The sequence below is a fragment of the Chryseobacterium hagamense genome, assembly GCF_007991455.1.
Classification (GTDB): domain Bacteria; phylum Bacteroidota; class Bacteroidia; order Flavobacteriales; family Weeksellaceae; genus Chryseobacterium; species Chryseobacterium hagamense.
Window position 1 is genome coordinate 1 of the sequence record NZ_BJYJ01000045.1, and the last position, 19,998, is coordinate 19,998.

Annotated in this window: 16 protein-coding genes and 2 tRNA genes; 17 read left to right on the forward strand and 1 reads right to left on the reverse strand. The window is 44.1% G+C overall.

Annotation, left to right across the window (positions count from 1 at the left end; genetic code table 11):
• The first annotated feature begins 37 nt into the window (after window positions 1-37).
• From CHA01nite_RS19290 to CHA01nite_RS19315, 6 genes are all read left to right on the forward strand, one after another.
• Window positions 38-109, forward strand: a tRNA-Thr gene (locus tag CHA01nite_RS19290).
• Between the two features lie 881 nt (window positions 110-990).
• Window positions 991-1,671, forward strand: coding sequence for a response regulator transcription factor (locus CHA01nite_RS19295; protein WP_146944446.1), 681 nt, complete (start codon window positions 991-993; stop codon window positions 1,669-1,671).
• A 7-nt stretch (window positions 1,672-1,678) separates the two neighbouring features.
• Complete coding sequence (locus tag CHA01nite_RS19300; protein WP_146944448.1) at window positions 1,679-3,043, forward strand: ATP-binding protein; 1,365 nt, start codon at window positions 1,679-1,681, stop codon at window positions 3,041-3,043.
• Between the two features lie 557 nt (window positions 3,044-3,600).
• Window positions 3,601-4,842, forward strand: a complete 1,242-nt coding sequence (locus CHA01nite_RS19305) for a TolC family protein (protein WP_146944450.1) — start codon at window positions 3,601-3,603, stop codon at window positions 4,840-4,842.
• A 7-nt stretch (window positions 4,843-4,849) separates the two neighbouring features.
• The gene (locus CHA01nite_RS19310) at window positions 4,850-5,935 is read left to right on the forward strand and encodes an efflux RND transporter periplasmic adaptor subunit (RefSeq protein ID WP_146944452.1); all 1,086 of its coding nucleotides are present in this window, start codon (window positions 4,850-4,852) and stop codon (window positions 5,933-5,935) included.
• Between the two features lie 193 nt (window positions 5,936-6,128).
• Window positions 6,129-9,227, forward strand: a complete 3,099-nt coding sequence (locus CHA01nite_RS19315) for an efflux RND transporter permease subunit (protein WP_146944454.1) — start codon at window positions 6,129-6,131, stop codon at window positions 9,225-9,227.
• A 204-nt stretch (window positions 9,228-9,431) separates the two neighbouring features.
• On the opposite strand, the gene CHA01nite_RS19320 is transcribed toward CHA01nite_RS19315, so the two are convergent.
• On the reverse strand, window positions 9,432-10,931 hold the full coding sequence (locus CHA01nite_RS19320) for a DUF4394 domain-containing protein (RefSeq protein WP_146944456.1): 1,500 nt from the start codon (window positions 10,929-10,931) through the stop codon (window positions 9,432-9,434).
• A 333-nt stretch (window positions 10,932-11,264) separates the two neighbouring features.
• Between CHA01nite_RS19320 and tuf the strand changes: the two genes are divergently transcribed.
• The 11 genes from tuf to CHA01nite_RS19375 all read left to right on the forward strand — a co-directional run bounded on the left by tuf (window position 11,265) and on the right by CHA01nite_RS19375 (window position 19,947).
• Window positions 11,265-12,479 (forward strand): elongation factor Tu, encoded by a 1,215-nt coding sequence (gene tuf / locus CHA01nite_RS19325; RefSeq protein ID WP_146944458.1) that lies wholly within the window; start codon window positions 11,265-11,267, stop codon window positions 12,477-12,479.
• 60 nt (window positions 12,480-12,539) lie between these two features.
• A tRNA-Trp gene (locus tag CHA01nite_RS19330) sits at window positions 12,540-12,610 on the forward strand.
• A gap of 12 nt (window positions 12,611-12,622) precedes the next feature.
• Window positions 12,623-12,829 (forward strand): preprotein translocase subunit SecE, encoded by a 207-nt coding sequence (gene secE / locus CHA01nite_RS19335; RefSeq protein ID WP_146944460.1) that lies wholly within the window; start codon window positions 12,623-12,625, stop codon window positions 12,827-12,829.
• Between the two features lie 21 nt (window positions 12,830-12,850).
• Window positions 12,851-13,393 carry a transcription termination/antitermination protein NusG gene (gene nusG / locus CHA01nite_RS19340; protein ID WP_047435411.1) on the forward strand — a complete coding sequence of 181 codons (543 nt, stop codon included), beginning with the start codon at window positions 12,851-12,853 and terminating at the stop codon, window positions 13,391-13,393.
• Between the two features lie 175 nt (window positions 13,394-13,568).
• Window positions 13,569-14,273, forward strand: a complete 705-nt coding sequence (locus tag CHA01nite_RS19345; RefSeq protein ID WP_146944462.1) for a hypothetical protein — start codon at window positions 13,569-13,571, stop codon at window positions 14,271-14,273.
• Between the two features lie 152 nt (window positions 14,274-14,425).
• Window positions 14,426-14,872, forward strand: coding sequence for a 50S ribosomal protein L11 (gene rplK / locus CHA01nite_RS19350; protein ID WP_146944464.1), 447 nt, complete (start codon window positions 14,426-14,428; stop codon window positions 14,870-14,872).
• A gap of 11 nt (window positions 14,873-14,883) precedes the next feature.
• Complete coding sequence (gene rplA, locus CHA01nite_RS19355; RefSeq protein WP_027380917.1) at window positions 14,884-15,576, forward strand: 50S ribosomal protein L1; 693 nt, start codon at window positions 14,884-14,886, stop codon at window positions 15,574-15,576.
• Window positions 15,577-15,593: 17 nt separating this feature from the next.
• Window positions 15,594-16,181 (forward strand): 50S ribosomal protein L10, encoded by a 588-nt coding sequence (gene rplJ / locus CHA01nite_RS19360; RefSeq protein ID WP_146944466.1) that lies wholly within the window; start codon window positions 15,594-15,596, stop codon window positions 16,179-16,181.
• A 45-nt stretch (window positions 16,182-16,226) separates the two neighbouring features.
• Window positions 16,227-16,595, forward strand: a complete 369-nt coding sequence (rplL, locus tag CHA01nite_RS19365) for a 50S ribosomal protein L7/L12 (RefSeq protein ID WP_027380919.1) — start codon at window positions 16,227-16,229, stop codon at window positions 16,593-16,595.
• Between the two features lie 567 nt (window positions 16,596-17,162).
• Window positions 17,163-17,810 (forward strand): hypothetical protein, encoded by a 648-nt coding sequence (locus tag CHA01nite_RS19370; protein WP_146944468.1) that lies wholly within the window; start codon window positions 17,163-17,165, stop codon window positions 17,808-17,810.
• 70 nt (window positions 17,811-17,880) lie between these two features.
• Complete coding sequence (locus CHA01nite_RS19375; protein WP_146944470.1) at window positions 17,881-19,947, forward strand: L-type lectin-domain containing protein; 2,067 nt, start codon at window positions 17,881-17,883, stop codon at window positions 19,945-19,947.
• Window positions 19,948-19,998 lie beyond the last annotated feature (51 nt).

Sequence of the window (19,998 nt, forward strand, 5' to 3'; positions counted from 1 at the left end):
AAAAAATCACGCTTTCCGGTGTGATTTTTTAGTTTAGGCCGACTTAGCTCAGCGGTAGAGTGCTTCCTTGGTAAGGAAGAGGTCACGGGTTCAAGTCCCGTAGTTGGCTCACAATGAAACACATTGATTTTCAATGTGTTTTTTTTGTTTTTATACTCGTGATAAAGTTCTCTTGTGATGTGAAAATTGATTTCAGCCGCCATGCAATATCCACAAATTGATCTTTTTGTTCAGACATTGTTCTGATTTATTTCTGATACAATTTTACAGTCAATCAGAACCTCTTAATAAAAATGATTTTATCGCATAATTATTTTTGAGCGAAATACAGTTATACCTTTTAGGAAGATTCGCGGTGTCCGGCTACAAGATCTTTACAGTCCAGCTGCATTTTTTTCAGGAGCTGTTTCCGGCTCTCCGCTCATACTCCTCGCACCGACCTTTTCCAAACGCGCCACCGCCAAACCCATCCGCTCCCAAATCCTCCAACCCCGCTGTGGGGTAACCGCTGCGATCCGGGCTAGGGCAGTAGGTATTATCTGAACTGTGTTATTTGAAATAACCGGATTTGTTATAAAAATAAGCAATTGTAACACCTTAATCCGGTCCACTAAATCTTGAAGGTTTGAATCCGGCTATTCTGGATGAGTTCCAGAAGCTGTCAACCATATAAATTTAAATAAGATTTCCTAAAGAATTTTTACCGTTATCATTCGCCGAACATCAAAGTTTACAGCCATAGTTCAGTCCTTACCCCCGAAAAAATAAGCGGTTGGAAATAAACTATTCTTAGCATGGATGCGTTAAAAATTTTTGTACCTTTTTAATTAATTTCTTCAACAACTTTTGCGTGTGATCCGCTGTCAGCATTAATAGTGACAAAAACTTCCATCCTTATTATCCTTAAAATTCAATTAAAGTATTCCCCTCTTCCTCAACTTCTTTTACCATCCTGAAAATTTTCGTTACATTCGTATAAAATAATTTTCGATGAATATTCTTTTATTGGAAGACGATCTGATCCTTTCGGCGGAACTTTGCAAGTTTCTGGAGTCAAACCATTTTACCTGTGATAAAATCTATGACGGCGAAACCTTTCTCCGCCAGATCAGAAACAGTTCCTACGACTTGTACCTGCTCGACATCAATGTGCCGAAAATCAACGGGCTGGAGGTCTGCCAGACCATCCGTTCTTTCGATAAGAATACCCCGATCATCATCATTTCGGCGTATGGCGACCTGTCAGACAAAAAAGATGCGTTTACGAGACTGGCCGACGATTATCTGGTAAAGCCTTTCCAGTTTGAGGAACTCCTGTTACGGATGAACTCTTTGCTAAGGAGAAAAGCACCTTCCGAAACCAGCGACCAGGAACTGATCAGGGTGGACGATCTGATCGTGAACAAGACCGAACAGAAAGTCTACCGCGGCGGAAATGAAATCAGCCTCACCTTAAAGGAATTCCAGCTTCTGGTATACCTGGCCGAAGCGCAGGGCCGCACCGTTTCCAAACAGCAGATTACCGAACACGTCTGGGAGCATAATTTCAATACGAATACCAATACGGTGGAAGTCTACATCAACTTCCTGAGAAAGAAGATCGATAAGGATTTCAAAGTGAAACTCATCCACACCCGTTCCGGTTTCGGGTATTATCTAAGCCCGTTATAGAAAAAATATGTCTTTAAAAAGGAAGATCGCGCTCAATCTCAGCATTGCTTTTTCATTGCTTTTCGGTATTGTGATGGTGGTGATCTACATGTCCTTTAACGATTTCCGGAGGGATGAATTCAAGGAGCGGTTCAGGCAGCGGCTGGAATTCACTTCGCATTTCATCGCCAAATCCAAGGACTTTGAAGAAGAGGCGCCGGTATTTTTCAATGAAAATTCCGACAACATCCTTTTAAATGAAACCATTTTAATTTTCAACTCCCAGAAAGAGCTGATCTACAGTACGATCAAAGACCGGAATGTCACCTGGGACAATGCGCTGCTCAAAGAACTCGACGATAAAAAGGTCGTCTATTCCGAAAAAACGGTTCCCGAGATCTACGCGGCCCTGAGAACCATCCATGGTGAAAACTATTACATCCTCACCAGTGCCTACGATACCAACGGGAATTCCAAATTAGACTATCTGAAATACCTGTTGATCACCGCTTACGTAATGAGCGCCCTGCTGATCGGTTTTTTCAGCTACTACTTCATGGGGCAGTTCCTGAAGCCGCTGGAAGACCTTAACCAGGAGATTTCCGAGGTGACGGCCCACAAACTGACAACGCAGATTCCGGTCCGTAATTCCAATGATGAGATCGATGTACTGGCGAAATCCTTTAATACCATGATCGGAAGGCTGGACGATGTGTTCCAGTCGCAGAAAGATTTTACGGCCAGTGCCTCCCATGAAATCCGGACTCCGATCACCAGGATGGCCTTTCAGCTGGAAAACCTGATTAAATTCGGAGAGCATACGCCTGAAACCAGATCCTCGCTACAGCAGATCCAGCGCGATGTCTATCAGCTGTCGGATCTTACGAATTCTCTGCTGCTTTTAACCAAATTCGATAAAGAAAACATCCAGAGCATCTATGAAGAAGTACGGATCGATGAAGTGATTTTCGAATCTTTTGAAGCCGTGGAAAAAAGCTATCCCAACCTTAAAATGGATTTCCAGATTTCTGAAGAGAGTTCTGAAGACGCACTGCTGACGATCAAGGGAGTTCAGTCTCTGCTGGATATCGTATTCATCAACCTGTTTAAAAATGCGGCCATCTACTCCGACAACATGGAAGTGGATGTGCTGATTACCGAAAACGACCGGCATTTCGTGGTGGACGTGATTTCACGCGGCCATACCATTCCGGAAGAAGAACAGCTGAAATTATTTGAAGCCTTCAAAAGGGGTAAAAATTCCCAGAACATTTCAGGTTCCGGCCTGGGCCTGAGGATCGTCAAGAGAATCCTGGAATACCACGGTGCTGAGATCAGGTATACTTCCCCGGCGGATTTAACGAACAAATTCAGCGTGGTCTTTAAAAAATAGCTGCTGAAAATTATTATGGATCCCGGGTTCCATCCTGATGTACAGATACATCGAGCTCCCGTATAAAGCTGAAGAAAAAGACAAGCCTGTAATCATGCATTGCAGTAAACGTTTTTCACTTCAGGTGATCGTATCAGGAAGTTTCCGATCAGGAAAAAGCGGAAGATCTTATCAGGTAATGTTTTAGAGATTCCCGTTACTTATTTCTTCACTTCAAACAACATCCAGACTTAATGATTCATTAAGCTTTCCTGTTTTTACCGTCCGGCGGTCATTTAAACCGGTAATTGCAACATACTAAAAATCTTCCGGCATCCGGCTTCCCTCTTCCAGCCCGTTAACTCCGGTTCTTATTCGGGTTCACATTATTTTACAAAGCCTTTAAAAGTTAAGGCCTTATATTCTTAAGTTAAAGGTTTTTAACAAGTTTTGCATAAAATTGATCAGCTGTAAAAAGATTTTAATGGAACCTTTAAGTTAAATTTAATTTTTTTTTAAGGATTCTTTAAGAGCATTTTAATCCCATAAAGACAACTTTGTATCATAAAATAACCTAAATGAACAAATTTGCAGGGCTGTGTGTCATTATTTCTTCCTTTGTGGCGGCACAGCAGGGAATGTCGCTTTCGGAATGTGAAGAAGCATTTCATAGGAACAATCTGCAACTGCTTGCCGAACAGTATAACATCAGTCAGGCAGATGCCGATATCCTGCAGGCCAAAATCTGGGACCTGCCGCAGCTGAGCGGTCAGATCAATGCATATAATCCCCAGGACCGGAAAATTTTCGATGCAGGACATGCGAAAGGAGCACAGGTCACCCAGCTGATCTACATGGGTGGCAAAAAGAAAAATGAAATCGCCTTTGCAAGATCCAATAAAGAACTGGCACAGCTCCAGTTTTCACAGCTTCTGGCAGATCTGAAATCCCAGCTTCGCTCGACCTATTTTAATCTCTATTATGAGCAGCTGAAACTGCAAAATACCAACAGGCAGCTGGGCTATATGAATGATCTTCTGGCGGCCTACCGCATACAGTCTGCCAAAGGCAATGTCTCCCTGAAAGACCAGGTAAGACTCCAGAGCATTGTCATCCAACTCAATAACGACAAAGTGGAGATCAATAAGAATATTTTTGAGTTTGAACAAACCCTGAAAGTGCTTACAGGTATTACGGAAGATATCGATCCTCAGCTTTCGGATACTGAAGCCAAAGATATCCTTGCCGCCCAGCCGTTCGGTGATGAAACGGAACTGCAGAAGAAAGCCCTGGAAAATAATGCGGATTATCAGTACAACCTGAAACTGATCGACAACAGCAAGCTGTACGCCCAATGGCAGAAATCACTGAATGTTCCGGACCTGAACCTTGGAGCGGGATGGGACCAGAACGGAGGGACTTTTAAAAATGAAGTCAACCTGATGGTCGGAATCCCTTTGCCCTTATGGAAATCCAACAGAGGGAATGTGGAAAAGGCCAACTTCGCCGTTGAGCAGAACCGTAAAAATGCAGAATTCCAGAAATTAAGTCTTGAAACCAAAGTAGAGGCGGCCTATAAAGCATGGAAAACCCAGTATGAACAGCTGTCGGAAATAAAACCTGCGGATCTCAACAATATGGACATGGTCTACAACGGAATGCTGAACAATTTCAGGAAAGGCAACATCAGCCTGATCGAATTTACAGATTTCATGGACAGCTACCGGGAAACCGCGCTGCAGATCTATGATATGAAAAACCGGATCATCCGGTCCGCTGAACTATTGAATCAACTCGTACAAACGAAAATCTTCTATTAATATTCCTATGAAAAAATATATCCTCCTGGTAATGGCGGCCCTGTCTGTTTTATCCTGTACAAAAAAGGAAGCAGACCCTAAACCGCAGGCAAAAAAAGGATTTGAGCTGAGCAACACCATGCTGAAATCCATCGGTCTGGCAAAAGTTGAAAAACAATACATCGAAGACAATTACAATTTCTACGGAAAAATTTCAGCGGATAAGAACAGCTATATCGACGTATATCCCTTGGTTGGCGGAAACGTTCTGAGTGTAAACGCTGAGCTGGGAGACCACGTAACGAAAGGGCAGGTCCTGGCGACCATCCGGAGTACGGAGCTGGCAGAAGTTCAGAAAGATGTCAGCGATGCACGGACGGATCTGGTGGTGGCTCAGAATAACCTGCGGGTTGCCAAAGAAATGTTTGAAGGAAAGCTGAATACCGAAAGGGATGTGCTGGAAGCCAAAAGCCAGGTGCAGAAAGCCCAGGACCAGATGCAGCGCGCCAGTGCGGTAAGTACGGTCTACAATGTGAAAAAAGGGAATATTTACAGTGTAATAGCCCCGATCAGCGGATACATCGTGCAGAAAAACATCAATAAGGATATGCAGCTGAGAAGTGACCGTAGCGATAATATTTTCGATGTGGCCAATACCTCAAACGTCTGGGCCATCATGAACGTGAATGAATCCGATATCGATAAAATAAGCCTTGGGATGAAAGCTCAGGTTTCTACCTTGTCGTATCCGGATAAAGTGTTCAACGGGAAAATCGATAAAATCTTCAAAATCATCGATCCGGAAACCAATGCCATGCAGGCGAGGGTCGTGCTGGAAAACCAGAACGGGCTGCTGATCCCGGAAAGCAAAGCGACCATTAAGGTGATGAGCTCGGAAAACACCATGGCCCTTACCGTTCCGTCCAAAGCGGTTATTTTCGACGACAACAGAAGTTTTGTGGTGGTTTACAGATCCAGGACGGATGTAAAGGTGAAAGAGATAAAGGTTTTAAAACAAGTCGGAGATGTTACGTATGTATCCGAGGGACTTACTGAAGGGGAACAGGTAATTACCGACAACCAGCTATTGATTTACCGCTCCCTGAACAGCTAGATGATATTAAATGAAGATAAAAAGCATTGCTTATACCGTCGCTTGCGAATCGCTTGATAAGGCTATGTAAGTCGCATTATGTCACTAATTTAGATTGGATTTCTTTGCTGAGTGAAACGCCTTTGCAAACTTAAATACGCATAGTTTGTTAAACAAATCTTTGCGTCCTTTGCGTTTAAAATTAAAAATCATCATGAATAAATTCATTAAAAATATAATTGCTTTTTCGTTAAAAAACAAAGCATTTACCTTCATCTGGGTAGCGATTCTGGCGGTTTCAGGATTCATCAGCTTTAAGAACATGCCCATTGAAGCCTTTCCGGATGTAACGAATACCCAGATCGTGATCATTACCCAATGGAATGGGCGGAGTGCTGAGGAAGTAGAACGCTTCGTTACCACGCCGATCGAGCTGGCCATGAGCCCGGTGCAGAAGAAGACCAGTGTACGGAGCACCACCATGTTCGGGCTTTCGATTGTGAAAATCCTTTTCGATGACGGGGTAGACGATACTTTTGCCCGGAATCAGGTGAACAATCAGCTGCGTACCATTAATCTGCCGGATGAGGTGGATCCTGAAGTGCAGCCGCCGTACGGACCGACCGGGGAAATTTTCAGGTATACTTTACAAAGTAGGAAAAAAGATTCACGGGAATTGCTTACCCTGCAGAACTGGGTCATTGACCGCGCTTTAAGAGGGGTTCCCGGCGTAGCGGACATCAATGTGTTCGGTGGTCAGGATAAAGTTTTTGAATTGAGCATCGACCCGAGGGCTCTGGATAAATACAACCTCACGCCGCTTCAGGTCTATGATGCCGTAACGAAAAGCAACCTGAATGTGGGAGGAGACGTGATCGAGAAAAACGGACAGGCATACGTAGTGCGCGGAATAGGATTGGTAAAATCGATAAGCGACATCGGAAATATCACGATACAGAATGACAGCGGGAATCCGGTACTGGTAAAAAATGTAGCTGAAGTACATGAGGGATCGATGCCCAGGGTAGGGCAGGCCGGCCTCAATAACCAGGAAGATACCGTAGAAGGAATTGTCGTAATGCGGAAAGGCGAAAATCCACGGGAAGTTCTGGTAGGTGTAAAAGCCAAAATTAAAGAGCTGAATGAGAAGGTTCTTCCGAAAGATGTAAAAATGGTGACGTTCTATGACCGCGATAACCTCATGGATTTCACCACCCACACCGTGATGCACAACCTGATCGAAGGAATTGTCCTGGTAACGGTGATTGTCCTTATTTTTATGGCCGACTGGAGAACCACACTGATTGTTTCCATCATCATTCCTTTATCCCTGTTGTTTGCCTTCTTATGCCTGAAAATGGCGGGAATGAGCGCCAATTTACTCTCGCTGGGAGCAGTGGATTTCGGAATTATCATCGATGGGGCAGTCGTCATGGTGGAAGGGCTTTTCGTGATGCTCGACCATAAAGCCCACAGATACGGTGACGAAAAATTCAATAAAATGGCCAAGGCCGGCTGGATAAAGCAGACGGGAACGGGTCTCGGAAAAGCGATTTTCTTTTCAAAGCTTATCATTATCACCTCGCTGATCCCGATTTTCTCCTTTCAGAAAGTGGAAGGGAAGATGTTCTCGCCGCTGGCCTTTACTTTAGGTTTTGCCCTGATGGGCGCCCTGATTTTCACCCTGACCCTGGTGCCCGTGCTTTCCCATATCCTTTTAAATAAAAACGTAAAGGAAAAGAACAACCCGTTTGTAAATTTCTGGGACCGGAGCGTACTGAAAGGGTTCAACTATACTTTTAAACATAAAAAACTAAGCCTGATTGTTGCCATTTCCTTCCTGGCAGCCACTTTATTCTCAGCGAAATTCCTGGGAACGGAATTCCTTCCTCAGCTGAATGAAGGCTCGCTGTGGATTACCGCAGAAATGCCGATGAGCTCTTCCCTGAAAGAATCCCTGAAAACCGCGGACCTTCTGAAAAAAGACATCATGAGCTTTCCGGAAGTGACCGATGTGCTTGCCCAGACCGGACGGAGCAACGACGGGACCGATCCGAACGGATTCGGATTCGTACAGTTTGCCGTCAACCTCAGGCCGAAAGAAGACTGGAAACGGAAAATAACCTATGAAGAGCTGATCGACGAAATCGATAAAAAGCTCAGGAACTACCAGGGAATCACATTCAATTATTCACAGCCGATCTCCGATAACGTAGCTGAAGCGGTAGCCGGTTTCAAAGCCGAAAACGGAATCAAGATCTACGGGGATAATCTCCAGACCCTTGACCGGCTGGCTGAAGAAGTACTGAAACAGGTAAAGGATATCAAAGGCGTAAAAGATGCCGGAATCATTAAAAACATCGGGCAGCCGGAAGTAAGTGTAGTGCTGGACCGGGATAAAATGGCGGCTTACGGCGTAATGCCTGATGATGCGCAGTCGGTGCTGGAAATGGCCTTCGGAGGAAAGACCGCCTCTGAAATGTTCGACGGCGAAAGGAAATTCCCGATCCGTCTCCGCTACTCCCGGGAATACCGGAAAGATGAAAACGACATTGCCGCACTGATGGTCCCTACGCAGGACGGGGCAAAGATCCCTTTAAAGGAAATCAGCACCATCGTTAAAGATAACGGAGCGGCGTTCATCTACCGGGATGACATCAAGAGATATATCGGGGTTAAATTTTCCATCCGTGACCGTGACCTGGGAGGTACCATTGCCGATGCGCAGAAAGCCGTTTCTAAAATTGAGCTTCCGGACGGCTATTCCGTAGGCTGGACCGGACAGTTCGAAAATCAGCAGCGGGCTTCGAAGAGGCTGACGCAGGTAGTGCCGATCAGTATCCTGGGGATTTTCTTCCTGCTGTTTGTGCTGTTCGGGAATATGAAAGACGCTTTGCTGGTATTGGCGAATGTGCCGTTTGCGCTGATCGGAGGAATTATCGCCCTTCACGTGACGGGAATGAACTTCGGCATTTCAGCCGGGGTGGGGATGATTGCCCTTCTGGGAATCTGTATCCAGAACGGGGTGATCCTCATTACGGAATTCCACCAGAACGTCAGGGACGGAATGAATCTTGATAACGCGATACTGAATGGGGTAAAATCAAGAACGCGTCCAGTCATCATGACCGCGCTGATGGCGTCGATCGGGCTGATGCCGGCCGCCTTGTCTACAGGGATCGGTTCCGAATCGCAGAAGCCGCTGGCCATTGTGATCATCGGAGGTCTGATCACGGCCACCGTTCTGACCCTGCTGATTTTCCCGATCATTTTCTGGATTTTCAACAGGACCGGAAGGTCGCAGCAGATTTAGGGCCAATGTAAGGGAGCTGGGTGCTGCAAGAGGGAAGTAGGATGATGGATGATAGAAGTTTTTCCCCGCATCAAGGGTAGGATGTTAATAAGCCTCCGGCCTCCGGCTTCCTTCTGCCAGTATGATTACAAACACATTTCTACATAAAGAATCGCGGAAAACTCAGTTTTCCGCGATTCTGCTATTGAAATAATTATTATGAGTTTAGAATCCTAATCCCACGGCAAAACCTCTTACTGCATTCGGGAAATCTGAAACAGAAGTTGCAGCTCCGGTAGTTGTATTGATGCTGTAAAGTTTCGTGGCGGTCCCTACCGTAGCCATCAGGTAAGCTTTCTGGCTCATGCTTCCGATATCAAAACCGTTGCTGCTGGTAATATTGATACCTAAAGACCCGGTTTCTACCAGTACTCCGTTATTCGGCGGATTCTGCTGGTACAGCTTATCGGTATTATGGTCGATCACAAACAGGGTTGTTGAAGTGGCACCTGCCATATTATTAGTATAAGCCGCCGCGCCGATCATCGGGCTTCCCGGATTCAGCGTAAGATCCACGGCTGTAATTCCTCCCGTCACCGGGTCCAGACGTAAGTTTTGTCCGGTATTGCTCACTACGCGTATTTTATCAACTGTCGGATTGAAATCGAATCCGAAATCCGTTCCTGCCAGCAGAGTAGCAAAAGGCGAGGTTCCTACGGCAGTGGCCGCTCCGGTTCCAAGGTTGATCGTATAAATCCTGCTGGTGCTTCCTAAGGCATACAGCTGTCCGTTCGCCGGCCTGAAGTCAATACCTAAAATATTTTCCCCGCTCTGAAGCCCGGACATGGATTTAGAAACCGGCACCGGGCTGTTCGGATTAAAGATCTGAAGGTTATTCGATCCGTCCACTGCATAGGCAACGGCCTCGGTAGGGATGGCCAGATCAATGACCTGTTGGGGAAGCATTCCGATATTGGTTGCTTTTCCGCTGCTGAGGTCTACCAGGTGAAGGGTATTGTTTACTGCCAGTAAGGCGCTAGCATTATCGTACCTGATATCAAAAGCGGCCTGCCCGGTAAAAGTGGTGCCCAGGCTTCCGACTTCTACAAGAGCTCCGTTGTTGGGAGGGTCCTGCTTGAAGAGTTTTCCTGAAGCCATGTCGATGTCATACAAAACCGTACTTGAAGCACCGGATTTGCTGTTGTTGTAAGCAATTCCCATAATCGAAGGATTGCTCCCTCCGCTGATATTCGTGTCAGTCGCTGCAGTAGCTCCCGTTTCAGGATTCAGTCTCAGGTTCTGGCCGCTGCTGCTCACCAGACGGATGCGGTCTACCACCGGATTAAAGTCTATCGAAGCGACGCTTCCCGAAATCGCAGGTGTAAATGCCGTGCTGCTTACCACTCTTGCCGAAGCATTGGACTGGTTGATGATGTACAGTTTGCTGGCACTGGATAAAGCATAAAGCTCGCCGGTAGCCGGCCTGAAATCAATGCTCATCAACTTCTCTCCGGAAGCGACTCCTGAAACGGTCGTTTTAGACGTAAAGCTTTTGGGATTGTTGGCATTGAAAGCTACCAGCTCATTATTCGCCGTTAACCCGTAGACCATCTGGTCGGGTCCCTGCACAGCCATGTCCTGAGACATCATGCTGTCGGAATCGTTGCAGGAAAATAGAACGGCCATGCCAGCGGCAGCCATCCATAGATGTAGTTGTTTTCTCATAATATTATTCTTTAAGTAGTTCGTATTTCTATCTACGATAAAAGATAAATAAAGGTTTTTGACAACAGTAAAAATTTTTATGCGTATTGTTTTATTAGTTATAGTATTAAGAATTAAACAGATAGTTTATAATTTAAACAAAACGTAGGTGCAGGATTTTCACAATTGAGAAAAATGTGTAAATTTGCAATCTCAATACATTGAAAAATAAGGTTTGTGCTTTATTGGATTTGAATATTGAAACTTTTTTGGAGAAAAAGTTTTTGGTATTTAAAAATTCATTATATTTGCACACCGAAAATTTGAAAACAATAAATAAATAATTCATAAATCATGGCAAAGGAAACGTTTAATCGTAACAAACCACACTTGAACATTGGTACTATTGGTCACGTTGACCATGGTAAAACTACTCTTACAGCTGCTATTTCTGCTGTATTAGCTAGCAAAGGTCTTGCTGAGAAAAAAGACTTCTCTGCAATTGACTCTGCTCCAGAAGAAAAAGAAAGAGGTATTACTATCAATACTGCTCACATCGAATACGAAACTGAAAAAAGACACTATGCTCACGTTGACTGTCCAGGTCACGCGGATTACGTAAAGAACATGGTAACTGGTGCTGCTCAGATGGACGGAGCAATCGTGGTATGTGCTGCGACTGACGGACCAATGCCTCAGACAAGAGAACACATTCTACTTTGCCGTCAGGTAAACGTACCTAGAATTGTTGTTTTCATGAATAAAGTTGACATGGTAGATGATGCTGAGTTATTAGAGCTTGTTGAAATGGAGCTTAGAGACTTATTATCTACATATGAATTCGACGGTGATAACTCTCCGGTAATCCAAGGTTCTGCTCTTGGTGCTCTTACAGCTGCTACTGCAGAAGGAGGTGCTAAGACTGACGATCAGTGGTTCAAGTCTGTTGAGACTTTGATGGACGCTGTTGACGAGTGGATCGAAGAGCCGACAAGAGATACGGATAAGCCATTCTTGATGCCAATCGAAGACGTATTCTCTATTACTGGTAGAGGTACTGTAGCAACTGGTAGAATCGAGGCTGGTATCATCAACACTGGTGATCCTGTAGATATCGTAGGGATGGGTGATGAAAAATTAACTTCTACAATTACAGGAGTTGAGATGTTCAGAAAAATCCTAGACAGAGGTGAAGCTGGTGATAACGTAGGTCTATTGTTGAGAGGTATTGAAAAAACCGACATCAAGAGAGGTATGGTAATCGCTAAGAAAGACTCTGTGAAACCACACAAGAAATTCAAAGCATCTGTTTATATCCTTTCTAAAGAAGAAGGTGGACGTCACACTCCATTCCACAACAAATACCGTCCTCAGTTCTACGTAAGAACTACTGACGTTACAGGTGAGATCTTCTTACCGGAAGGTGTAGAAATGGTAATGCCAGGTGATAACTTGGAGATCACTGTAGAATTGTTACAGCCAATCGCTCTTAACGAGGGTCTTAGATTCGCGATCAGAGAAGGTGGTAGAACAGTTGGTTCAGGTCAGGTAACTGAAATCTTAGACTAATCATCTATTAAAATAATAAAAAGCTTCCGTAAGGGACTTCTTTACGGAGCTTTTTAAACTACGGGCATCGTCCAATGGTAGGATACCGGTCTCCAAAACCGTTGATCAGGGTTCGAATCCTTGTGCCCGTGCAAAATACAACTATGAGTTCATTTGTCGATTTTTTAAAAGGTTCTTATAACGAATTCAGACACAAAGTGGAATGGCCGAAATGGTCGGACCTGCAGTCTTCTACCATTGTAGTCACTGTGGCCACCGTAATTCTGGCGTTATTTACTTTCGGAGTTGATGAATTGTTTTCAAAAGCAATCAGCAACATTATAGGAATGCTCATCAACGTGTTCAATTAATAATAAAAGTATTTTCCCAAAATGAGCGAATTGAAATGGTATGTGCTGAAAGCAATCAGCGGACAGGAAAATAAAGTGAAAAACTACATTGAAACGGAAATCAAGCGCTTAGGGTTTGAACAGTACGTTACTCAGGTAGTGATTCCTATGGAAAAGGTAATTCAGATCAGAAACGGTAAAAAAGTTCCTAAAGAAAGACCTTATTATCCTGGATACTTAATGATTGAAGCTGATTTGATGGGGGAAATTCCGCACGTTATCAAAAACATTCCCGGTGTTATTTCTTTCCTAAGCTTAACCAAAGGAGGAGATCCTGTTCCGATGAGAAAGTCGGAGGTGAACCGAATGTTGGGCAGAATGGATGAACTTTCCGAATTTGCAAGTGATGTTGAAATCCCTTATATCGTAGGTGAAAACGTTAAAGTAATTGACGGACCATTCAACGGATTCAACGGAACAGTAGAAAAAATTCTTGAAGACAAAAAGAAAATTGAAGTTTCCGTTCTCATTTTCGGCAGAAAGACGCCAATGGAACTGAGCTATATGCAGGTTGAAAAAGTATAATCCTTTATAAAATATAAGCGAAAGACTGTTCATTAGAACAGTCTTTTTCTATTTAATAACAATCATGAAAATATCCTGCCCTTATTTTTATCCAGCACTGACGGTATTATCGGCATTGTCTTTAATAAATTGCCTTAAAGATTCTGAAACCGCAAGCAGTTCAAGCCAAAGGATCATGGAGGAAAAGAAAATAGTTGTCAAAACAGCCATCGATACCGCACTTACGGAAAAAATGATCAATGTCCTTCTAAAGCCAGTTTATGATACCATGAACTTAAAGCCGATTCCCGAAATGGATGAGGAAATAACACTTTCCCGTTCGGACATCAAACGCTTTACTTTACGCCATACAAAGTTTGCGGCAATGGCCGTTGAAAACCGGTATCCGTTTGCCGGTGCATCGATAGGGCACTGTGATTTGTTCATTTTCCGTTTCAACGGCGAAAAATGGGAGACTGCCGATTTTATGCGGGAGGCGGGAAGCGGAGGGATGTACGGGAATTCCGGCTCATTGACGCAGATGGTCAGGATCGGAAAAGAAGCAGTGGTTTTCGCACTTGCAGGAGGGCAGACGCACATGGGGACCCTGTATTACGATGATCTGGTCCTCTTCAGACATGGCCGTCTGCAGAAGGCTGGGATGGTAGAAACGCAGTATTCCTATGGAGATTGGGATGATGATGCAGAAGGAACCCGGTTCTGTTTTGATATACAATACGAATTCCTTCCTTCCGGTAAGCCGGTCTATGACCTGCAACTCGTTAAAAGAAGCTGTTTAAAGGAAGATCAGAATAAAATTCTCGATAAAATCATTGTTCCCTTCAGCGATAAAAACAACCGGTATGAAATTCCGGAGACCTTTACTGAAAGTTTACCTTAATTTAATTAAAATCAATAGATTCTATTTGCTATTTCAAAAATAATTCATAATTTTGCAGTCCGAAAAGTAGGATTATTTAAGGTGAGAATGGATAACCTACTGAATAATAATGCTTCCAAACTCATTCATTATTCAAATTTAAAAAACAAACAATGGCTAAAAAAGTCTTTAAAATGGTAAAGCTTCAGGTGAAAGGTGGCGCAGCTAACCCTTCTCCACCAGTAGGTCCAGCATTGGGTTCTGCAGGTGTGAACATCATGGAGTTTTGTAAGCAATTTAACGGAAGAACGCAAGATAAGCCGGGACAAGTGTTACCTGTAGTAATTACAGTGTACGAAGACAAATCTTTTGAATTCGTAATCAAGACGCCTCCTGCAGCAATCCAGTTGATGGATGCGGCTAAAATCAAAGGTGGTTCCGGAGAACCTAACAGAAATAAGGTAGGTGCCGTGTCTTGGGATCAGGTAAAGAAAATCGCTGAAGATAAAATGGCGGATCTTAACTGCTTTACCATGGAATCTGCTGTTTCTATGGTCGCTGGTACTGCCAGATCAATGGGATTAAGAGTAACAGGAACTAAACCAACTTTTAACGCTTAAAACTTAAAGAAATGGCAAAACTGACAAAAAAGCAAAAAGAAGCTTTAAGCAAAGTAGAAAAAGGAAGAATCTATAACCTTGAAGAAGGTTCAGCGCTTGTAAAAGAAGTAAACACTGCAAAGTTTGATGCTTCCGTAGACATCGCTGTAAGATTAGGGGTAGATCCTAGAAAAGCAAACCAAATGGTAAGAGGCGTTGTATCTCTTCCTCACGGAACCGGTAAGGATGTTAAAGTTTTAGCTTTAGTAACTCCGGATAAAGAAGCAGAAGCTAAAGAGGCGGGTGCTGACTATGTAGGTCTTGACGAGTACTTACAAAAAATCAAAGACGGTTGGACTGATGTTGACGTAATCGTTACCATGCCGGCTGTAATGGGTAAATTAGGACCATTGGGTAGAGTATTAGGACCGAGAGGTCTGATGCCAAACCCTAAATCAGGAACTGTAACGATGGAAATCGGTAAAGCGGTAACTGAAGTGAAAGCAGGTAAAATTGATTTCAAAGTAGACAAGTACGGGATTATCCACGCTGGTATCGGTAAAGTATCTTTCGATGCTGCCAAAATCAAGGAAAATGCCCAGGAATTGATCTCTACGCTGATCAAAATGAAACCGACTGCTGCTAAAGGAACTTATGTGAAGTCAATCTACTTGTCTTCTACTATGAGCCCGGGTATTGCAATTGATACTAAATCTGTTAACTAATTTTAATCCTTAAGACAATGACAAAAGACCAAAAAGTTGTAGCAATACAAGAGATCAAAGACTTGCTTCAGGATGCAAAAGTAGTTTATGTAGCAGATCTTGAAGGTTTGAACGCTGCTAAATCTTCTGACTTCAGAAGACAGGCTTTCAAGCAGAATATTCAGGTGAAAGTAGTAAAAAATACACTTTTACAAAAAGCAATGGAACAGATGGAAGGAGTGGATTACTCTGAAATGTTCCAGTCTTTCAAAGGAAACTCGGCGTTGATGATTGCTGAAACGGCTAACGCTCCTGCGAAATTAATCCAAGGGTTCAGAAAGAAAGAAGAAAAGCCGGCTTTGAAATCTGCTTTTGTTCAGGAAACTTTCTATGTTGGTGACAACAACCTGGACATGTTGGCGAACATCAAGTCCAGAGAAGAAATGATCGGTGAAATCATCGGATTACTTCAGTCTCCAATCCAGAGAGTGGTTTCTGCTCTTCAAAACAAACCTGAGACGGTAGAAGCTAAAGCTGAAGAAGCTGCCCCTGCAGCAGCAGAAGCACCTGCTGCCGAAACTCCGGAAACTCCGGCTGCTGAAGGAGAGGCTCCAGCTGCTGAATAATTTACACTCAAAAAATAATCAATAATCAACAAAAACATTACAACAATGTCAGATTTAAAAAATTTAGCTGAAACGCTAGTAAACTTAACAGTAAAAGACGTAAACGAATTAGCTGCTATCCTTAAGGATGAGTACGGAATTGAGCCTGCTGCTGCTGCAGTAGTAATGGCTGGTCCTGGTGCTGGTGAAGCTGCTGAAGAAAAGACTGAATTCGACGTAATTCTTAAGTCTGCAGGTGCTTCTAAATTAGCAATCGTTAAATTGGTAAAAGATTTAACCGGTGCTGGTCTTAAAGAAGCTAAAGATATCGTAGATGGTGCTCCTGCTCCAATCAAAACAGGTATCTCTAAAGACGAGGCTGAAGCGCTTAAGAAGCAATTGGAAGAAGCTGGTGCTGAAGTAGAATTGAAGTAATCATTTACTCGACCCATACAGAGCCGTCCCGATTTTGGGGCGGCTTTTTTTATGCTCATTGTTGAACGCCGATCCGGCAGCAGTTACGGATTGTCAGTATCTGTCATTGGCTGGCCGGAGAATTTTGGGTCTGTGGACAAGCCCGGAATACAGTTTAACTATCATCCGCAGCAAGATACTCTTTGGACAGTGATGGCAATATGATTCCCGACAGTGTAGGTCTATCTGGACGATGATAACGACGGGATTCCCTATACGGCAGAATCATGTACAGCCAGTATTACCATCTCGTCCCTGGCCTCTTCAGCAATAGGTAGCCTTGGTACTTCAGCTACTGCCGTATTTCCTTTGGCCCCAGCCGGGGTTCCCCTTCCGTACGGTAGGGTAAAAGTTGCGTAGGGTACAGTAATATTTTTAACAAATAAAAGTTAAAAATTTTTATCAAAATCGCTCTTTCAGATAATTTGGAAGGGATTATTCGTTATACATCAGTTTATTTTTATATTTATTGCATAATCTATGTTAAAATATCAAAATTTATAATTAAATTTGCCCAAAATTCACAAGTTGGGAAAAAGAATACGAAACATGACAGGCAGGATGCCCAGTACGATCCTTTCAAAGGGACTCGGGAAATCAGCCCTGTTGGTATTTGTTCTTTTCTTTTATTCCCTGTATTCCCAGGAAGGGTTTGGTACTCCTGCACTGATCAGTGTCAAAGGAAACGCGCAGATCTATTCCACCGATCCCAATTTCAATCAGCAGTTTGTTGCGCAGGAAAATACGGATTACCGGATCAGTAATCTCCAGGGTGGCCTCGTCTTCAAATCTAAAGACCTTTTAGCCGCGAAGAAACCTTCCAGACGCAAAGCAAAACCTTCTGTACAGACGGCTGACAAGATAACCGCCGGAAAAATCAGGAAGACCGTATCGGATTTCGAGCAGCGGAAGAGATTATTTAATTTCTGCCGCATGGACAGCGCTCCCTTTTCACGGGAGCTGCCTTATTCGTCCGATTCCAGCCGGGCTTACGTAATTCCTTCCACAACATCCCATGACTTTTCCAAGGTCTGTATTTCTGAATGCAAATTATTGATTAGCTTTATATTAGAACGTCTCTATATAGAGAAATATCATTGCTTCAACAACAGGTCTTTTGATTTCTGTTTTTCTGAAGTGTTTTCCATAAGGCCTCCTCCCGTATTTATAGTTTGAAATATACTCCCATTAAAAAACGTATTCAGGTACTTTATTCAATAGAGTACACCTTATAATTAATTACTTTATGACTATAAAAAATTTAACACAAATAAAAAATACAGCCATCGTGCTGGCGTTACTTGCGGGCAGCCTGGGCTTTGCACAGACCTGTCCGTCTACGGCAGAGGGAACCCCGATATTCAAAAATGATTTCGGAACAGGGAACAGCAACAGTAATACAACTGCTACAGATCCTTTTGTGATTGGTCACACCTTTCAGGCAGTTAATCCTCCTGACGGTTCTTATAGTGTCACCACCTCTGATGCTCAAACCTCAAGTTTTGTGAAGACGGACCTTACCGGCAACAAGGATGCCGGGTATACCGATATTACGGCCGGTTCCACCACAGGAAGATATCTGGCGATCAATATCAATTCCGGTGCAACGTTAAACGCGGCGATTTACCGGGTCAGCAACCTCAGTGTTGTACCGGGACAGCTTTACCGGTTCAGGATCGATATGGCCGGACTGTGTAACGGGTGTTCAGATGTCCCTAACTTACAGCTGAGCATCAAGGACAGCAACGATAACGTGCTTGCGACTGCCAACTCAGGTAACCTCGGAGTTGTCAATGATGATGTCTGGAGAAGGCTGAATCTTTCTTTTACCCCTTCAACAACGGTGGTAAAACTGGAGATCATTAATCTCCAGGGGAACGGAGGGAGCGGAAACGATGTCGGGATCGACAATATTGTCTTTACCCCTGTAGAATGTGACTCAGACGGGGACGGGATTGCCAATTCACTGGATCTTGATGATGATAATGACGGGATTTTAGATTGTATCGAAAGAGGACTGGATTCCAACTCAACGGTAGGCACCATTTTCAAATTAAACGGGAATGCAACCCAGATCAACTCCCAGCAGGTACGCCTGACGCCGGCACTGAACACGCAGGCCGGCCAGATGTGGTCTTACGGGAAAGTGGACTTCAGCAAAAGCTTTACCTTAAGCTATGAAGCCAATTTCGGAAGCAGTGATGCAGGTGCTGACGGGATCGCTACCGTATTCCATAATTCTCCGGCAGGAGTGGATGCAGTTGGAGCTGCCGGCGGCGGTATCGGCGCACTGGGCATCCAGAACGGGATCGTGCTTGAAGTGGATACCTATGACAACGGTACGGCTGTGGGCGATATTCCCAACGACCATGGCCAGATCTGGGCTTCGGCCAGCCAGAGCGGTGCCAATCTTCTGACAACTGCTGCTGACCTGGGCAACGTTGAGGATAATGTATGGAGACCGGTGATCATTACCTGGGATTTTCCTACTAAAAGATTATCATATACAGTCGGAGGAATTTTAGCAGGAGCCTATACGTTTCCATCCAATAATCCGATAACCAATTATTTCGGCGGAGTAAGCAATGTTTATTTCGGATATACGGCTTCTACCGGAGGAGCGGTTAATGAACAAAGTATCCGGTATAACGACTTCTGTTCCCAGCTTCCTTTGGAACTGGATACCGACGGAGACGGTATCCCGAACCAGCTTGACCTGGATTCCGATAACGACGGATGCCCGGATGCGATTGAAGGGGATGAAAATGTAACACTCGCCCAGCTCGTTTTTGCCGGAGGGAATGTAACGTCCGGAACGGGATCTACGGCTCCGAACAAAAATCTCTGTGCCTCTTCCACCTGTGTGAATGCATCGGGAGTGCCGAATGTGGTAAATGCCGGAGGAGCTGCCGATATCGGTGGTGACCAGGGCCAGGGCATCGGAACTTCCCAGAACAGCGGAATTCAGCCACCGGGATGTTCAACCTGCTACAAGCCGTCGGTAACTTCCGGAACAACCCTGAATACCAATGCCGGTATTTCGGCACTGGGAAGGGCAGGAACCAGCGGAGACAACTGGCCAATGGTAAGAAAAGGAGCCTGGACCGCCCTGGAAGCTAAAACCAAAGGAATGGTGATCAACCGGGTAGCTTTCGACAATACCGGAAACCCTGTAGGGATCTCTTCAGCCAATTTCGTAGAAGGGATGATGGCTTACGATACGACCAACAACTGCCTAAAAGTGTATACGACAAAGGATAACGGAACCACTTACGGATGGTATTGTATGGAAAACCAGACCTGCCCGGATTAATGAAGTACAACTGAAAAACTAAATTTTTTAAAATGAAAAAAGCAATCAATA

Bases quoted from the DNA above. Each gene is read 5' to 3' on its own strand.
- rplL (WP_027380919.1), top strand. From the start codon at position 16,227: ATGTCAGATTTAAAAAATTTAGCTGAAACGCTAGTAAACTTAACAGTA.
- CHA01nite_RS19315 (WP_146944454.1), top strand. From the start codon at position 6,129: ATGAATAAATTCATTAAAAATATAATTGCTTTTTCGTTAAAAAACAAA.
- rplA (WP_027380917.1), top strand. From the start codon at position 14,884: ATGGCAAAACTGACAAAAAAGCAAAAAGAAGCTTTAAGCAAAGTAGAA.
- CHA01nite_RS19375 (WP_146944470.1), top strand. From the start codon at position 17,881: ATGACTATAAAAAATTTAACACAAATAAAAAATACAGCCATCGTGCTG.
- CHA01nite_RS19310 (WP_146944452.1), top strand. From the start codon at position 4,850: ATGAAAAAATATATCCTCCTGGTAATGGCGGCCCTGTCTGTTTTATCC.
- rplK (WP_146944464.1), top strand. From the start codon at position 14,426: ATGGCTAAAAAAGTCTTTAAAATGGTAAAGCTTCAGGTGAAAGGTGGC.
- rplJ (WP_146944466.1), top strand. From the start codon at position 15,594: ATGACAAAAGACCAAAAAGTTGTAGCAATACAAGAGATCAAAGACTTG.
- CHA01nite_RS19300 (WP_146944448.1), top strand. From the start codon at position 1,679: ATGTCTTTAAAAAGGAAGATCGCGCTCAATCTCAGCATTGCTTTTTCA.
- tuf (WP_146944458.1), top strand. From the start codon at position 11,265: ATGGCAAAGGAAACGTTTAATCGTAACAAACCACACTTGAACATTGGT.
- CHA01nite_RS19295 (WP_146944446.1), top strand. From the start codon at position 991: ATGAATATTCTTTTATTGGAAGACGATCTGATCCTTTCGGCGGAACTT.
- CHA01nite_RS19320 (WP_146944456.1), bottom strand. From the start codon at position 10,931: ATGAGAAAACAACTACATCTATGGATGGCTGCCGCTGGCATGGCCGTT.
- CHA01nite_RS19305 (WP_146944450.1), top strand. From the start codon at position 3,601: ATGAACAAATTTGCAGGGCTGTGTGTCATTATTTCTTCCTTTGTGGCG.
- nusG (WP_047435411.1), top strand. From the start codon at position 12,851: ATGAGCGAATTGAAATGGTATGTGCTGAAAGCAATCAGCGGACAGGAA.
- secE (WP_146944460.1), top strand. From the start codon at position 12,623: ATGAGTTCATTTGTCGATTTTTTAAAAGGTTCTTATAACGAATTCAGA.
- CHA01nite_RS19345 (WP_146944462.1), top strand. From the start codon at position 13,569: ATGGAGGAAAAGAAAATAGTTGTCAAAACAGCCATCGATACCGCACTT.